This window comes from Luteimonas abyssi, assembly GCF_001482195.1.
Classification (GTDB): Bacteria; Pseudomonadota; Gammaproteobacteria; order Xanthomonadales; family Xanthomonadaceae; genus Luteimonas; species Luteimonas abyssi.
Map to the genome: position 1 here is coordinate 1797974 of NZ_KQ759763.1, position 14303 is coordinate 1812276.

Annotated in this window: 10 protein-coding genes; 7 read left to right on the top strand and 3 right to left on the bottom strand. The window is 69.5% G+C overall.

Features of this window, described 5'->3' with window-relative positions; translation table 11 throughout:
• The first annotated feature begins 1 nt into the window (after nt 1).
• The 7 genes from RG19_RS07500 to RG19_RS07530 all read left to right on the top strand — a co-directional run bounded on the left by RG19_RS07500 (nt 2) and on the right by RG19_RS07530 (nt 7297).
• Nucleotides 2-565 carry a 3-hydroxyanthranilate 3,4-dioxygenase gene (locus RG19_RS07500; protein WP_058834738.1) on the top strand — a complete coding sequence of 188 codons (564 nt, stop codon included), beginning with the start codon at nt 2-4 and terminating at the stop codon, nt 563-565.
• 43 nt (nt 566-608) lie between these two features.
• Entirely contained in the window at nt 609-1634 is a 1026-nt protein-coding gene (locus RG19_RS07505) for an amidohydrolase family protein (protein ID WP_058834739.1), read from the top strand.
• A 110-nt stretch (nt 1635-1744) separates the two neighbouring features.
• Entirely contained in the window at nt 1745-3019 is a 1275-nt protein-coding gene (gene kynU, locus RG19_RS07510; protein WP_058836476.1) for a kynureninase, read from the top strand.
• Between the two features lie 85 nt (nt 3020-3104).
• Entirely contained in the window at nt 3105-4478 is a 1374-nt protein-coding gene (locus RG19_RS07515; RefSeq protein ID WP_058834740.1) for an FAD-dependent oxidoreductase, read from the top strand.
• Nucleotides 4475-5917, top strand: a complete 1443-nt coding sequence (gene sbcB / locus RG19_RS07520; protein ID WP_058834741.1) for an exodeoxyribonuclease I — start codon at nt 4475-4477, stop codon at nt 5915-5917. Before RG19_RS07515 ends, sbcB begins: the two co-directional genes overlap by 4 nt.
• Nucleotides 5918-6059: 142 nt before the next feature.
• Entirely contained in the window at nt 6060-6746 is a 687-nt protein-coding gene (locus RG19_RS07525; RefSeq protein WP_058834742.1) for a DUF2461 domain-containing protein, read from the top strand.
• A gap of 2 nt (nt 6747-6748) precedes the next feature.
• Nucleotides 6749-7297, top strand: a complete 549-nt coding sequence (locus tag RG19_RS07530) for a DUF2939 domain-containing protein (protein WP_058834743.1) — start codon at nt 6749-6751, stop codon at nt 7295-7297.
• 23 nt (nt 7298-7320) lie between these two features.
• On the opposite strand, the gene RG19_RS07535 is transcribed toward RG19_RS07530, so the two are convergent.
• The 3 genes from RG19_RS07535 to RG19_RS07545 form a co-directional block, all read right to left on the bottom strand.
• On the bottom strand, nt 7321-8265 hold the full coding sequence (locus RG19_RS07535) for a 5'-nucleotidase (RefSeq protein ID WP_058834744.1): 945 nt from the start codon (nt 8263-8265) through the stop codon (nt 7321-7323).
• 61 nt (nt 8266-8326) lie between these two features.
• Nucleotides 8327-9097: an NAD kinase gene (locus RG19_RS07540; protein ID WP_058834745.1), complete on the bottom strand. Its 771-nt coding sequence runs from the start codon at nt 9095-9097 to the stop codon at nt 8327-8329.
• 148 nt (nt 9098-9245) lie between these two features.
• Nucleotides 9246-14252, bottom strand: a complete 5007-nt coding sequence (locus RG19_RS07545; protein WP_058834746.1) for an NAD-glutamate dehydrogenase — start codon at nt 14250-14252, stop codon at nt 9246-9248.
• Between the last annotated feature and the right edge of the window lie 51 nt (nt 14253-14303).

Here is a 14303-nt window from a genome sequence, read left to right on the forward strand (position 1 = left end):
CATGCTGCCTCCACCGCTGAACTTCCAGAAGTGGATCGACGAACACCGTCACCTGCTCGAACCGCCGGTGGGCAACAAGTGCCTCTACGACGGCGACTTCATCGTGATGGTCGTCGGCGGCCCCAATGCGCGGACCGATTATCACTGGGAAGAGGGCCCGGAGTGGTTCCACCAGCTCGAGGGCGACATGGTCCTGCGCGTCCAGGAGGACTACGACGGCGAGCGCGGCACCCTGCGCGACATTCCGATCCGTGCCGGCGAGACCTTCCTGCTGCCGCCGAAGGTCCCGCACTCGCCGCAGCGCGGGCCCGGCTCCATCGGCCTGGTCATCGAGCGCAAGCGGCTGGCGCACGAGGACGACGGGCTGCTCTGGTTCTGCGAGCGCTGCAACGCCAAGGTCTACGAGGAGTTCTTTCATCTCGAGAATATCGAGCAGGACTTCTTCCGCGTCTTCGAACGCTTCTACCGCGACGACCACCTGCGCACCTGCAAGGCCTGCGGCCATCTGAATCCGCGCCCGAACCGCTACGAGCTGCAGGCCGACTCGCAGGCCGACATCACCTGAGTGCCGGCAGACCGCGCGTTCCTCCTCGTCTACGATGCCCGTCATGCTCAAGATCGACATCCACGCCCACTACCTGCCACGCGACTGGCCGGACCTGGCGAAGAAGTACGGCGATCAGCGGTTTCCGGTGATCCATCACACCGACGACGGCCGGCACCGCATCTACAAGGACGGCAAGTTCTTCCGCGAGATCTGGTCCAAGACCTGGGATCCGCACGAACGCATCGAGGATTTCGCCCGCTTCGGCGTGCAGGTGCAGGTGATCAGCACGGTGCCGGTGATGTTCAGTTACTGGGCCAGGCCGCAGCACGCACTCGAACTGCACCAGGCGCTCAACGACCACATGGCGCAGACCTGCGCCGCCCACCCGCGCCACTACGCCGGCATCGGGACGGTGCCGCTGCAGTCGCCGCGACTGGCGATCCAGGAGCTGGAGCGCTGCATGGACCAGTTGAACCTGCAGGGCGTGCAGATCGGCTCGCACATCCAGCTCGCCGACGGGCAGCACTGGAATCTCGACGCACCCGAACTGTTCCCGTTCTTCGAGGCCGCCGCCGATCTCGGTGCGGCGATCCTGGTGCATCCCTGGGACATGATGGGCGCCGACACCATGCCCCGGTACTGGCTGCCCTGGCTGGTCGGCATGCCGGCCGAACAGGCGCGCGCGGCCTGCAGCCTGATCTTCGGCGGCGTGCTCGAGCGCCTGCCGCAGCTGAAGATCTGCATGGCCCACGGCGGCGGCAGCTTCCCGTACACCATCGGGCGGATCGAGCACGGCTTCAACATGCGTCCCGACCTGGTCGCCACCGACAACCCGCACAACCCTCGCAACTATCTCGACCGGCTGTACTTCGATTCCTGGGTCGCCGACCCGCGCGCGTTGCGCTATCTGATCGACACCTGCGGCATCGATCGCGTCATGCTCGGCACCGACTACCCCTTCCCGCTCGGCGAACAGACGCCCGGCGCCGGCATCGCCGAACTCGGCCTGGACAGCGCCGGCCAGGCACGCCTGTATCACGGCACCGCGCTGGAATGGCTGGACCTGCCCATGTCCCGTTTCGCCTGACGGCCCGCTGCTTGCGCGAACTCGCCGCCGCATCCCCGGGATCGCCGGCCCCCTTCCTTGCCGGCGCCCCGTCCCGCCGCCCGCCGGCCCAGACCGATCTCACCGACCCGATGACCCGACCGCTTCTCCCCGCCCATTCCGACGCCCTCGCCCTCGACGCCCACGACCCGCTCCCGACCCGGCGCGACGAGTTCCTGATCCCACGCCACGGCGATGGCGAACAGGCCTACTTCGTCGGCAACTCGCTCGGCCTGCAGCCGCGTGCGGCGCGCGCCAGCGTGGACGAAGTGCTCGATGCCTGGGAACGGGTGGCGGTGGAAGGCCACTTCACCGGCCAGGCGCAGTGGATGACCTACCACGAGCTGGTCGCCGAACCGCTCGCGCAGGTGGTCGGCGCACATCGCGAGGAAGTCGTCGCGATGAATTCGTTGACCGCCAACCTCCACTTCCTGATGGTCAGCTTCTACCGCCCGACCCGCGAACGGCCGGCAATCCTGATGGAAGCCGGCGCGTTTCCCTCCGACCGCTACGCACTCGAGTCGCAGGTGCGCTTCCACGGTTTCGATCCCGCCACCGACCTGATCGAAGTCGAGCCCGGTGCCGACGGCCTGTTCGGGACGGCGCGGATCGCCGACGCCATCGAGCGGCACGGCGACCGCCTCGCACTGGTGCTGTGGCCGGGCGTGCAGTACCGCACCGGAGAAGCGTTCGATCTGGCCGAAATCACCCGCCTCGCCCATGCTGCCGGCGCCGTGGCCGGCTTCGATCTGGCCCACGCCGTCGGCAACCTGCCGCTGCACCTGCACGACAGCGATGCCGACTTCGCCGTGTGGTGCCACTACAAGTACCTCAACAGCGGGCCGGGTGCGGTCGCCGGCGCCTTCGTCCACGCGCGCCACGCGCAGGCCGACCTGCCCCGCTTCGCTGGCTGGTGGGGTCACGACAAGGCGACGCGCTTCCGCATGGGTCCCGAGTTCCAGCCGACGCCGGGCGCCGAAGGCTGGCAGCTGAGCAACCCGCCGATCCTCGGCCTCGCCCCGTTGCGTGCGGCCCTGGCGCCGTTCGCGGACACCGGCATGCCGGCGCTGCGGGCGAAGTCGGCGCGTCTGACGGGCTACCTGGAACACCTGATCCGGACGCATCTGCAGGATGTCCTGGACATCGTCACGCCAGCCGACCCCGCCCGCCGCGGCGCCCAGTTGTCGCTGCGCGTCAGAGGCGGCCGCGACGAGGGTCGCGCATTGTTCGATCACCTCGCCGCACACGGCGTCCTCGGCGACTGGCGCGAGCCCGATGTCATTCGCATCTCGCCGGCACCGCTCTACAACACCCATGCCGACATCCTGCGGTTCGCGCAGGGCGTGGCGGCTTGGCGCGCGGGATGAGCGCATCCCTCGCGCCACACCCGCACATGTCCGGGCTTGGGCAGGTGCGGCGTTCCGCCCCCCTCCGCACGCGGAGCGCGTTCTGATGGCCGAGCGTCACCTCACCATCGTCGGCGCGGGCCTGGCCGGCGCGCTGCTGGGGATCCTGCTGCGCCGGCGTGGCTGGCGCGTCGATCTCTACGAAAAGCGCGGCGACCCGCGCGTGCAAGGCTACGGCGGCGGACGCTCGATCAATCTCGCCCTGGCCGAGCGCGGACGGCATGCCCTGCGCCAGGCGGACGCCGACGAGGCGGTGATGGCCCACGCGATCATGATGCGCGGGCGCATGGTCCATGTCGGCGACGCGCCGCCGCGCCTGCAGCGCTACGGTCGCGACGACAGCGAGGTGATCTGGTCGGTCCATCGTGGCGACCTGAACATCGTGCTGCTCGACCTGGCCGAGGCGGCGGGCGCGCGCCTGCATTTCGACCGCGGCCTGGACCGCGTGGATTTCGATGCCCGAACCGCACGCTTCCTGGACCCGCGCGATGGCGACGCGCACGAGGTCGCCTTCGAGGCGCTCGTGGGTGCCGATGGCGCAGGGTCGGCACTGCGCGCGGCGATGACGCGGGTGACGCCTCTGGGTGAGCAGGTCGACTTCCTCGACCACGGCTACAAGGAACTCGAAATCCCTCCCACGGCCGACGGCGGCTTCAGGATCGAGCCCAATGCCCTGCACATCTGGCCACGCGGTCACTACATGTGCATCGCCCTGCCCAACGACGAGCGCACCTTCACCGTCACCCTGTTCCTGCCGCACCACGCCGATCCCGGGACCGGGCCGGCGTTCGACCAACTGCCGGACGTCGCGGCCGCACGCGCGTTCTTCGAGCGGGAATTCCCGTCCGCGCTGGCGCTGATCCCCGCCTTCGACCGCGACTGGGCGGCCAACCCGGTCGGCCAGCTCGCCACCCTGACCCTCGACCGCTGGCACCTCGACCGCAGGGCGGTCCTGCTGGGCGATGCCGCCCATGCCATGGTGCCGTTCCACGGCCAGGGCATGAACTGCGCGTTCGAGGATTGCGTCGCCCTGGCGCAGCATCTGGATGCGCATGCGGATCTGGCCGATGCCTTCGCCGCCTTCGAGGCCGAGCGCAAGCCGAACGCCGCAGCGATCCAGCACATGGCGCTGGAGAACTACCACGAGATGCGCGACCGTGTGGACGACGCCGACTACCTGCTGCAGCGCGAGCTCGAACTGGCCCTGCAGACCCGGCATCCCGCACGCTTCGTCCCGCATTACGCGATGGTGACCTTCATGCGCATGCCTTACCGCGAGGCGCTGGAGCGCAGCGAGATCCAGCGCATGCTGCTGTCGCAGGCGACCGACGGCATCGACACCCTCGATGCCGTCGACTGGGCAGGCCTGGACGCCGCCATCCACGCGCGGCTGCCGCCGCTGGAGCCCGAATCGCGATGAGTGCGAGCTTCCTGTTCTACGACCTCGAAACCTTCGGCCGCGACCCACGTCGCTCGCGCGTGGCCCAGTTCGCGGCGATCCGGACCGACGAGGCGTTGATCGAGATCGAGCCGCCGATCGACATCATGCTGCGCCCGGCCGACGACCTGCTGCCCTCGCCCGGCGCCACCCTGGTCACCGGCATCACTCCGCAACGCGCCCTGCGCGACGGCCTCGCCGAGGCCGACGGCTTCGCCCGGATCCAGGACGCCATGGCGCAGCCGCGGACCTGCAGCGTGGGCTACAACTCGCTGCGCTTCGACGACGAGTTCGTGCGGTACGGGCTGTTCCGCAACTTCCACGACCCCTACGAGCGCGAGTGGCGCGGCGGCAACTCGCGCTGGGATCTCCTCGACGTGATGCGCCTGGCGCACGCGCTGCGCCCGGACGGCATCGTCTGGCCGAAGCGCGAGGACGGCGCGACCTCGTTCAAGCTCGAGCACCTGGCCGCCGCGAACGGCGTGCGCACCGGAGACGCGCATGAAGCCGTGTCCGACGTGCGTGCCTTGATCGGCATGGCGCGACGGCTGCGCGATGCGCATCCGAAACTCTGGGCCTACGCGTTGCGCCTGCGCGACAAGCGCCACGCCGGCAGCCTGCTCGACGTCGCCGCCATGGAGCCGGTGCTCCACGTGTCCCAGCGCTACCCCGCCGCGCGCATGTGCGCGGCCCTGGTGCTGCCCATCGCCCGCCACCCACGCATCGACAGCCGGGTGATCGCGTTCGACCTCGACGACGATCCGCAGCGACTGCTCGACCTCGCTCCCGACGAAATCGCCGACCGCCTCTATACCCCGGCACGCGATCTCCCCGACGGCGAGCGCCGCGTGGCGTTGAAGGAGATCCATCTCAACCGGTGTCCTGCGCTGGTCGCCTGGCGTCACCTGACGGGCGCCGACACCGACCGCCTCGGGCTGGACCTGCCCCGCCTGCTCGAACGTGCGCGCACCCTGCGCGAAGCCGGCCCTGCCCTGGCCGAGAAGATCCGTCGCGTCTACGCCACCCCGTCCGACCACGGTGACAGCGACCCCGACGCCTCCCTGTACGACCGCTTCGTCGGCGACGGCGACCGCCGCCGCTGCGCCGAGGTCCGGGCGACGCCGCCCGACCAGCTCGGCACGCGTGCGTTCGGCTTCCAGGATCCGCGCCTGACCGAGCTGCTGTTCCGCTACCGCGCGCGCAACTGGCCCGACACGCTCGATCACGACGAGCGGTCACGCTGGGATGCGTATCGCCGGCGGCGCTTCGCGGACGGGACCGTCCTCGCCGAATCCAGTCTCGCCGGTTATCACCACGAAATCGCCCAGCTGCGCGCCGCCCATGCCGGCGACGGCCGCGTCCAGGGTTTGCTCGACCACCTGGACGCCTGGGGGCACGAGCTGGCGGGCTCGCTGGACTGAACCACGCCACTACGGACGCTGGATACCTGTCGGCGCCGGCGCAGTGCCGCGCCGGCACGCGCCCACGGCTCACATGGCGACTCGCCGCCGGCCCTACAATCGGCAGACATCCAAGCGAGTGTCCGCACGCCACCGATCCCCCATGACCGCCTATTTCAGCGACCGCAGCTTCCGCTTCCTGCGCAGTCTCGCCCGCCACAACGAACGTGCCTGGTTCCAGGACCACAAGAGCGACTACGAGACGCACGTCCGCGAGCCGTTCCAGCGCCTGCTGACCGATCTGCAACCGGTTGTGGCCGAGGCCGCGCCGCAGTTCAACGCCGATCCGCGCCCGGTGGGCGGCTCGCTGTTCCGGATCCACCGCGACACCCGCTTCGCCAACGACAAGACGCCTTACAAGCGCTGGCAAGGCGCGCGTCTGTTCCATACCCGGCACCGCGAGCGCCCGGCCCCGTACTGGTATCTGCACCTGCAGCCCGGCGAAAGCTTCTTCGCCGCCGGCATCTGGCGGCCGGATACGCCGGTCGTGCGCCAGATCCGCCAGTTCATCGTCGACAATCCCGAAAGTTGGCGCAGCGCCGCCCACGCACCGGCGTTCGCACGACGCTGGCCGTTGTCCGACCACGACATGCTGGTCCGGGCGCCGCGCGGCTTTCCCGACGACTTCGCTTTTCCCGACGATCTCCGGCGACGCAGCTTCATCGTCTCCCACCCCCTCGACGACGCCACCATGACCGGTGCGCGCCTGCGCCAGACGCTCGCGCGCGACATCGCCGCGACGGTGCCGTTCGTCGACTATCTCTGCGCCGCGCTCGACCTGGAGTTCTGAGCATGCCGACGCACCGTCGCCGTCCCTGGTGGCCCTGGATCGCAGTGGCCGCGGCATTGCTGCTGCTCGCCTATGTCGTCGCCGGGCCCTTCCTGACCGTGCGCGCCATCGCGCGTGCGGTGCAGAACGACAACACCCGCGCGCTCGCCCGCCAGGTGGACTTTCCGACCCTGCGGACCAATCTGCGCGCGCAGGCCGAGGACTGGCTGGCCCGCGAATACGGCGATCTGCAGGACGGGCCGTTCGGCCGTTACGGCATGCGTATCGCCAACGGTCTGGCCGGCGGCATCGTGGACGGCATGGCGACCCCGGTCGGCCTGGCCGCGATGATGGAGGGACGGCGCGTGTGGTCGCGGATGGAGGGGCGCCCGCCGGTGCACAGCGTGCCGCAGGAGGCCCGTCCGGACCCGTTCGAGGATGCGGACTGGCGCTACGAATCGCCCTCCCGCTTCACCGTCACCGTGGTGGACGAAGCCGGTCGCCCGATGATGTTCGTACTCACCCGGCAGGGCCTGCGCTGGCGCCTGTCCGACATCCGGGTCACGCCCTGACCGCGGGCATGGGCCCAGCCACCCTACGCGCCCGGGTTCGATACCCCATGCGGGACATGGCCGGCAGTGACGTGCTGATGGCGCGCCGAATCGATGTTGTGGACCGAATCGTCGAAGAAGATGTCGGCGCCGAAGGCTTCCAGGAACGGGCCTTTCGCGCGGCCGCCGAGGAACAGCGCTTCGTCCAGCCGTACGCCCCATTCGCGCAGCGTGCGGATGACCCGCTCGTGGGCGGGCGCCGAGCGCGCAGTGACCAAGGCGGTCCGGATCGGCGCGGCCTGCCCGACCGGAAACGCCGCCTGCAGGTCGTGCAACGCGGCCAGGAAGCCGCGGAACGGCCCGCCCGAGAGCGCCTCGCGGGCGCGTTCGCGCTCGTGGCGATGGAACGCCTCGATACCCGATTCCTGCGAGACCCGCTCGCTCTCGTCGCCGAAGATCACCGCGTCGCCGTCGAAGGCGATGCGAATCTGGGTGCGGCTGTCGCTCGCGGATTCGTCCGAGCGCGCCGGGGGAGGTACCGCGGCGGTCGGCAGGATCGTGGCGGCCGCGATCCCGCCCGCCAGTGCCCGCCGGACCGAATCGGGGTTCGCGGACAGGAACAGCTGCGCGCCGAACGGGCGGATGTACGGCCAGGTCGGCTCGCCGGACGTGAAGGTGGCGCGGGAGATCGGCAACCCGTGATGTTCGATGGCGTTGAAGATCCGCAGGCCGGTGTCGGCGGAGTTGCGCGACAGCAGGATCACCTCCACCCGTGGCGCATCGGCCGGCGCATCGTGGTTGAGCGCGAGCAGCTTGCGCACCAGCGGAAACGCGATACCCGGCGCCAGGATGTCGTCCTCGTGCGTGCGCTGGTACTCCGAATAGGCCTCGATGCCCTCTGCCTCGAACAGCGCGTGGCTGTCTTCGAGGTCGAACAGGGCGCGCGAGGAGATCGCGATGGTGAGCGTGGCGGCGGACGGGGTTCCCATGCCGCGCATTATGCCGTCAGACATCGTCGCCTCGTGTCGAGGCGTTCGCGATCGCGCGGGCTCAGGCCATGAACTGCTCGCTGAGGATGCGCTCTTCCAGATTGTGCTCAGGGTCGAACAGCAACGCGACCTGGCGGTCGCGCGCCTCGCGCAGACGCACTTCGACCACGTTGCGCACTTCGTGCGAATCGGCGGTGGCGCTGACCGGACGCTTGTACGGGTCGAGCACGCGGAACACCACCTCGGTGTCCGCGCGCAGGATCGCGCCGCGCCAGCGACGGGGCCGGAACGGCGCGATCGGCGTCAACGCGACCACCCCCGCGCCCAGCGGCAGGATCGGCCCATGCGCGGAATAGTTGTACGCGGTGCTTCCGGCCGCTGTGGCCACCAGTACGCCGTCGCAGATCAGCTCGTCGAGACGGGTATGCCCGTTGAGTTCGATCCGGATGTGCGCCGCCTGGCGGGTCTGCCGCAACAACGCGACCTCGTTGTAGGCCAACAGGTTCACGCTGGCGCCGGACTCCGCCTGCGCCACCATCTCCAATGGCCGCAGTGCGGCCGGCTCGGCCGCGGCGATCCGCTCCAGCAAACCAGTTTCACGGTACTGGTTCATCAGGAACCCGACCGTGCCCAGCTTCATCCCGTACACCGGCTTCTCGAGCCCGGCGTACTTGTGCAGCGTCTGCAGCATGAAGCCGTCGCCGCCCAACGCGCACAACACGTCGGCGTCTTCGGGCGCGTGCTGGCCGTGCATCGCCGACAGGGCCTCAAGCGCCTTGCCCGCCTCTTCGATCGGGCTGGCGAGAAAGGCGAGTCGCGGTGTCTGGGTCATCGAACGGCTCCGGCAGCGTCGGTCTCAGGATAACGCGGCGCCCCAACCCCGCGCGAACACATTCCTGCGCCCGGTGCGACAGGCCGGAGCGGCGCGTCGCGATCGGCGCGGCCCGCTCGCGAGAGCGGGCACGCGATGCCTGGCGGACTCAGCGCTTGCCCGCGGCCGCCAGCTGACCGAGGCGACTGACCGCCACCGATGCGGTGGGGTAGTCGATCGACTTCTGCGCGAACATCTCGTCGAGCATCGACAGGGTGAAACGCAGCGCTGCATCGTCGCGTCCGATCCAGGCGGCGACCTTCTCGTCGGCAGTGGTCCCGGGCATGTCCAGCGCCTGCGCAGCCAGCTGGGACTGCTGGGCGGCGAGGTCGTCGCGCAGCACGCCGCGGGCGACCGCGTGCCAGCGTCCCTGCACCTCCAGCGCATCGATCTGCGCGAACAGCCACGGCAGGTGCAGCGCCTCGCCGACGCGGAAGTGCACCCGGGCAACGTCCACCGGCTTGGCCTTGCGCAGACGGGCCAGTTCGACGATGTCGAGGGCGGCGCTCAGATACGGCAGTTCCGCCAGTTCGCGCGCCAGCGATGCCGGCACGCCCTGCTCGCACCACTGCGCCAGGGCCGCTTCGTACTCGGGCCGCTGGCCGTCGCCGAGGATGCCGTCGCCGCTGCGGATGTCCGCCAGTGCGCCGTGATAGCGCTCCACCGCCTTGGTGATGCCGGGCATCTCGCCGGGGCGGTTCAGCAGCCAGCGCACCAGCCCACGCTGCAGGTTCCAGATCACCTGCAGCGCATCGATCTGGGTGGACTCGGAAATCGTCAGGTCGAGCGCATCGATCTGCGTCCACAGGGCGCGCGCATCCAGCGTCTCGCGGCTGATCGTGTACGCCTTGGCGACCTCGGCCGGGCTGCGGCCGGTATCTTCCTGCATCCGCAGCAGGAAGGTCGCGCCCATCCGGTTGATGGTGGTGTTGGTGACTGCGGTGGCGATGATCTCGCGCTTGAGCGGGTGTGTCTCCATCGCCGCCGCGTACTTCTTGCGCAGCGGTTCGGGGAAATAGCGCTGCAGCTCCTTGGACAGGTACGGATCTTCCGGAATGTCCGAATCCAGCATCTGCTGGTAGGCCACGAGCTTCGAGTACGACAGCAGCACGGACAGTTCGGGGCGGGTCAGGCCCTGCCCACGCGCCTTGCGCGCGGAAATCTCCGCATCCGACGGCAGGAACTCGATCTGCCGGTCCAGCAACCCCTGTGCTTCCAGGGTGCGGATGAAGTGCTGCTTGGAGCCCAGGCGCGACACGCTCATCCGCTCCATCAGGCTCAGCGCCTGGTTCTGGCGGATGTTGTCCCACAGCACCAGCGCCTCGACCTCGTCGGTCATGTTGGCCAGCAAGGTGTTGCGCGCGGGCACGGTAAGCTTCTTCGCCTGCACCTGGCCGTTGAGCAGGATCTTGATGTTGACCTCGTGATCGGAGGTGTCCACGCCGGCCGAGTTGTCGATGAAGTCGGTGTTGAGCAGCACCCCGGCCTGCGCCGCTTCGATACGGCCGCGCTGGGTCAGGCCGAGGTTGCCGCCCTCGCCCACCACCTTGCAGCGCAGTTCGCCACCGTCGGCGCGGATGGCGTTGTTGGCGCGGTCGCCGGCATCGGCATGGCTCTCGCCCGATGCCTTGACGTAGGTGCCGATGCCGCCGTTCCACAGCAGATCCACAGGCGCCTTGAGGATGGCGTTGAGGAGCTCGTTGGGGCTCAGGCTGGTGGCCGACGCGTCGAGACCGAGCACCGCACGCACCTGGGCCGATACCGGGATGGTCTTGGCGCTTCGCGGCCAGATGCCGCCGCCGGCGCTGATCAGCGTCTTGTCGTAGTCCTCCCAGCTCGAGCGCGGCAGGCGGAACATGCGCTCGCGCTCCTTCCAGGAGCGCGCCGCGTCCGGATCGGGATCGAGGAAAATGTGGCGGTGGTCGAACGCCGCGACCAGCCGGATGTGCTTCGACAGCAGCATGCCGTTGCCGAACACGTCGCCGGACATGTCGCCGATGCCGGCCACGGTGAAGTCCTCGTTCTGGCAGTCCACGCCGAGCGCGCGGAAATGCCGCTTCACCGACTCCCACGCGCCCTTGGCGGTGATGCCCATGCCCTTGTGGTCGTAGCCGACCGAACCGCCAGAGGCGAATGCGTCGCCCAGCCAGAAGCCGTGGTCGGCGGCGATGCCGTTGGCGATGTCGGAGAAGGTGGCGGTGCCCTTGTCGGCGGCGACCACCAGGTAGGCGTCGTCGTCGTCGTGGCGGACCACGTCGCGCGGCGCCACGATCTTGCCACCGACCACGTTGTCGGTGATGTCGAGCAGGCCGTTGATGAAGCGGCGATAGCAGGCCACGCCCTCGGCGAACACCGCGTCGCGGTCGCCCCCGGCCGGCGGGCGCTTGACGAAGAAGCCACCCTTCGCACCGACCGGCACGATGACGGTGTTCTTGACCATCTGCGCCTTGACCAGGCCCAGCACCTCGGTGCGGAAGTCCTCGCGGCGATCGGACCAGCGCAGGCCGCCGCGGGCCACCGGCCCGAAACGCAGATGCACGCCTTCCACGCGCGGTCCGTAGACGAAGATCTCGCGATACGGGCGCGGTTTGGGCAATTCGGGGACCCGGGCGCAATCGAACTTGTAGGCCACGTAGTCCTTGTCGGCACCGTCGGCGCCGCGCTGGTAATGGCTGGTGCGCAGGGTGGCGTCGATGACGCCGCGGAAGCTGCGCAGGATGCGGTCCTCGTCGAGGCTGCCAACGCTGTCGAGCAACGTCCGCAGGGCCTCGCGCACGGCCTCGCAACGGGTCTCGCGATCGGCCGCCCGTGCGGCGATCACCGGCTCCACGGCCGCCAGCGACGCAGCGTCGCCGCCGGCCAGCGCGGTCAGCTGGGTCCGCAGCGCCTCCATGCCCTCGCGCAACGCCGCCTTGCCCAGGCTGCCGGCCCCGGGATCGAAGCGTCCTTCGAACAGTTCGACCAGCAGCCGCGACAGCAGCGGATAGCGCGCCAGCGTCTCCTCCATGTAGGCCTGCGAGAACGGCACGCCGACCTGCAGCAGATACTTGCAGTACGCACGCAACATGGCGGTCTGCCGCCAGTCCAGACGGGCCAGCACGATCAGGCGGTTGAACCCGTCGTTCTCGGCGTCGCCGCGCCAGATCCGGGCGAAAGCATCCTCGAACGCCGGGCCGACACGCTCGACATCCAACTCGATGCCGGGCGCCTCCACACCGAAATCCTGCACGTGGTAGGCCTCGCCATCGGCATCGATGCGGTGCGGATGTTCGGACAGCACCCGCAAGCCCATGTTCTCCATCATCGGCAACACGTCCGACAGCGGCAGGTCGCGGCCGCGCCGGAACAGCTTCAGACGCAGGCCGCCCTCGCCCTCGGCGCCGGTCGTGCGCACGAGACTCAGGCGCAGATCCTCGGCCGAGCCCAGCGCGGCCAGCCGGCTCACGTCCTGGGCGGCGACCGCAGGGGTCGCATGCTCGATGTAGCTGGCGGTCAGCGATCGGCCGAAGCGGCCGGCGAGTCCCAGGCCCTCGCTCTCGCCGTGGTGGGCGATGAGCGCATCGCGCAGGTCGTCCTGCCAGTTGCGCACGATCGTCGACAGCGTCGAGTCGAGCGCGGCCGCATCGACGTCCGCCGTGACGCCCGAGCGCGGCCGCACGATCAGGTGCAGCTGCGCCAGCGGCGACTCGCCGACTTGGACGCTGGCGTCGATGCGGTCGGCATCGAGCGCGTCGCGCAGCATCGCCTCGATCCGCAGGCGCACCTCGGTGTTGTAACGGTCGCGCGGCACGTAGGCCAGCACCGAGTAGAACCGGCCGTAGCGGTCGCTGCGCAGGAACAACCTGCTGCGCACGCGCTCCTGCAGGTTGAGGATGCCCATCACCAGGCGATACAGCTCCTCGCCGCTGGACTGGAACAGCTCGTCGCGCGGCAGCGTCTCCAGAATGTGCTTGAGTGCCTTGCCGCTGTGGCCGGTCTCGCGCAGGCCCGAGCGGCTCATCACCTGCTCGAAGCGTTCGCGCACCAGCGGGATGTCCCATGGACGCCGGTTGTAGGCGCTGGACGTGTAGAGACCGATGAAGCGCTGCTCGCCGACGGCGCGTCCCTTGGCGTCGAACAGCAGCACGCCGACGTAATCCATGAAACCGGGCCGATGCACGCTGGAGCGGGCATTGGTCTTGGTCAGGATCAGCGGGTCGACGTCGCCTTCGCCGCGGGCGGCCTGCGCGGCCAGGGCACGCAGCGAACGCGGCTGGCCGACATCCTTGCCGCGCAGCAGGCCGAGGCCGGTGTCCTCCACGGCGACCAGCGTGTGGTCGCTGCCACGCGAGTTCACCCGATACTCGCGATAGCCGAGGAACGTGAAGTGGTCGCTCGACGCCCAGCGCAGGAACTCCTGCGCCTCGCGGCGCACCGCGTCGCTGACCGGCAGCTTGCGGGTCGCCAGGTCGGCGGCCACCTGCAGCATCTTCTCGCGCATCACCGGCCAGTCGCCGACGATCTGGCGCACGTCGTGCAGGACGCGCTCCAGCACCGCGGTCAGCTCGGCGATGCCCTCCGGGGTCTGCCGGTCGATTTCCAGGTGCATGGTGGATTCGACCTCGCCTTCGCCCACCGACAGCAGCTTTCCGCTGCGGTCGCGACGCATCGCGATCACCGGGTGCCCCAGCACGTGCACGCCCACACCTTGTTCGGCAAGCGCCATGGTCACCGAATCGACCAGGAACGGCATGTCGTCGTTGACGATCTGCAGCACCGTATGCGGCGACTCCCAGCCGTGGCTCTTGATCGTGGGATTGAACAGCCGCAGACGCGCGCTGCCGGGCTTGCGCTTGCGTGCGAATTCCAGCACGCCGTGCGCCAGCGCCGCCCAGCCGGCGGGGCTGTGCAGCGCTACCTCGTCTTCGCCCATGCGGCGATAGAACGCGGCGGCGAACGACTCGGCATCGCCGGCGGCGGCACGGCCTGCCAGCTTGCGGATCTCGGCCAGGATCGGCGCCATCGCCTCCGCATCGGTGGGCTTACGGCTCGGGCGCGCCTTCTTCGGCGCCGGGTCGAGCGTGGACGGTTGCGGTTTGCTCGCGCGGGACGACGGGGACTTGCGTTGCGTGGTCATGATCGATGATGGGTCCGGATGCAATGAGGCCCGCGCAAAACGCGGGCCGGG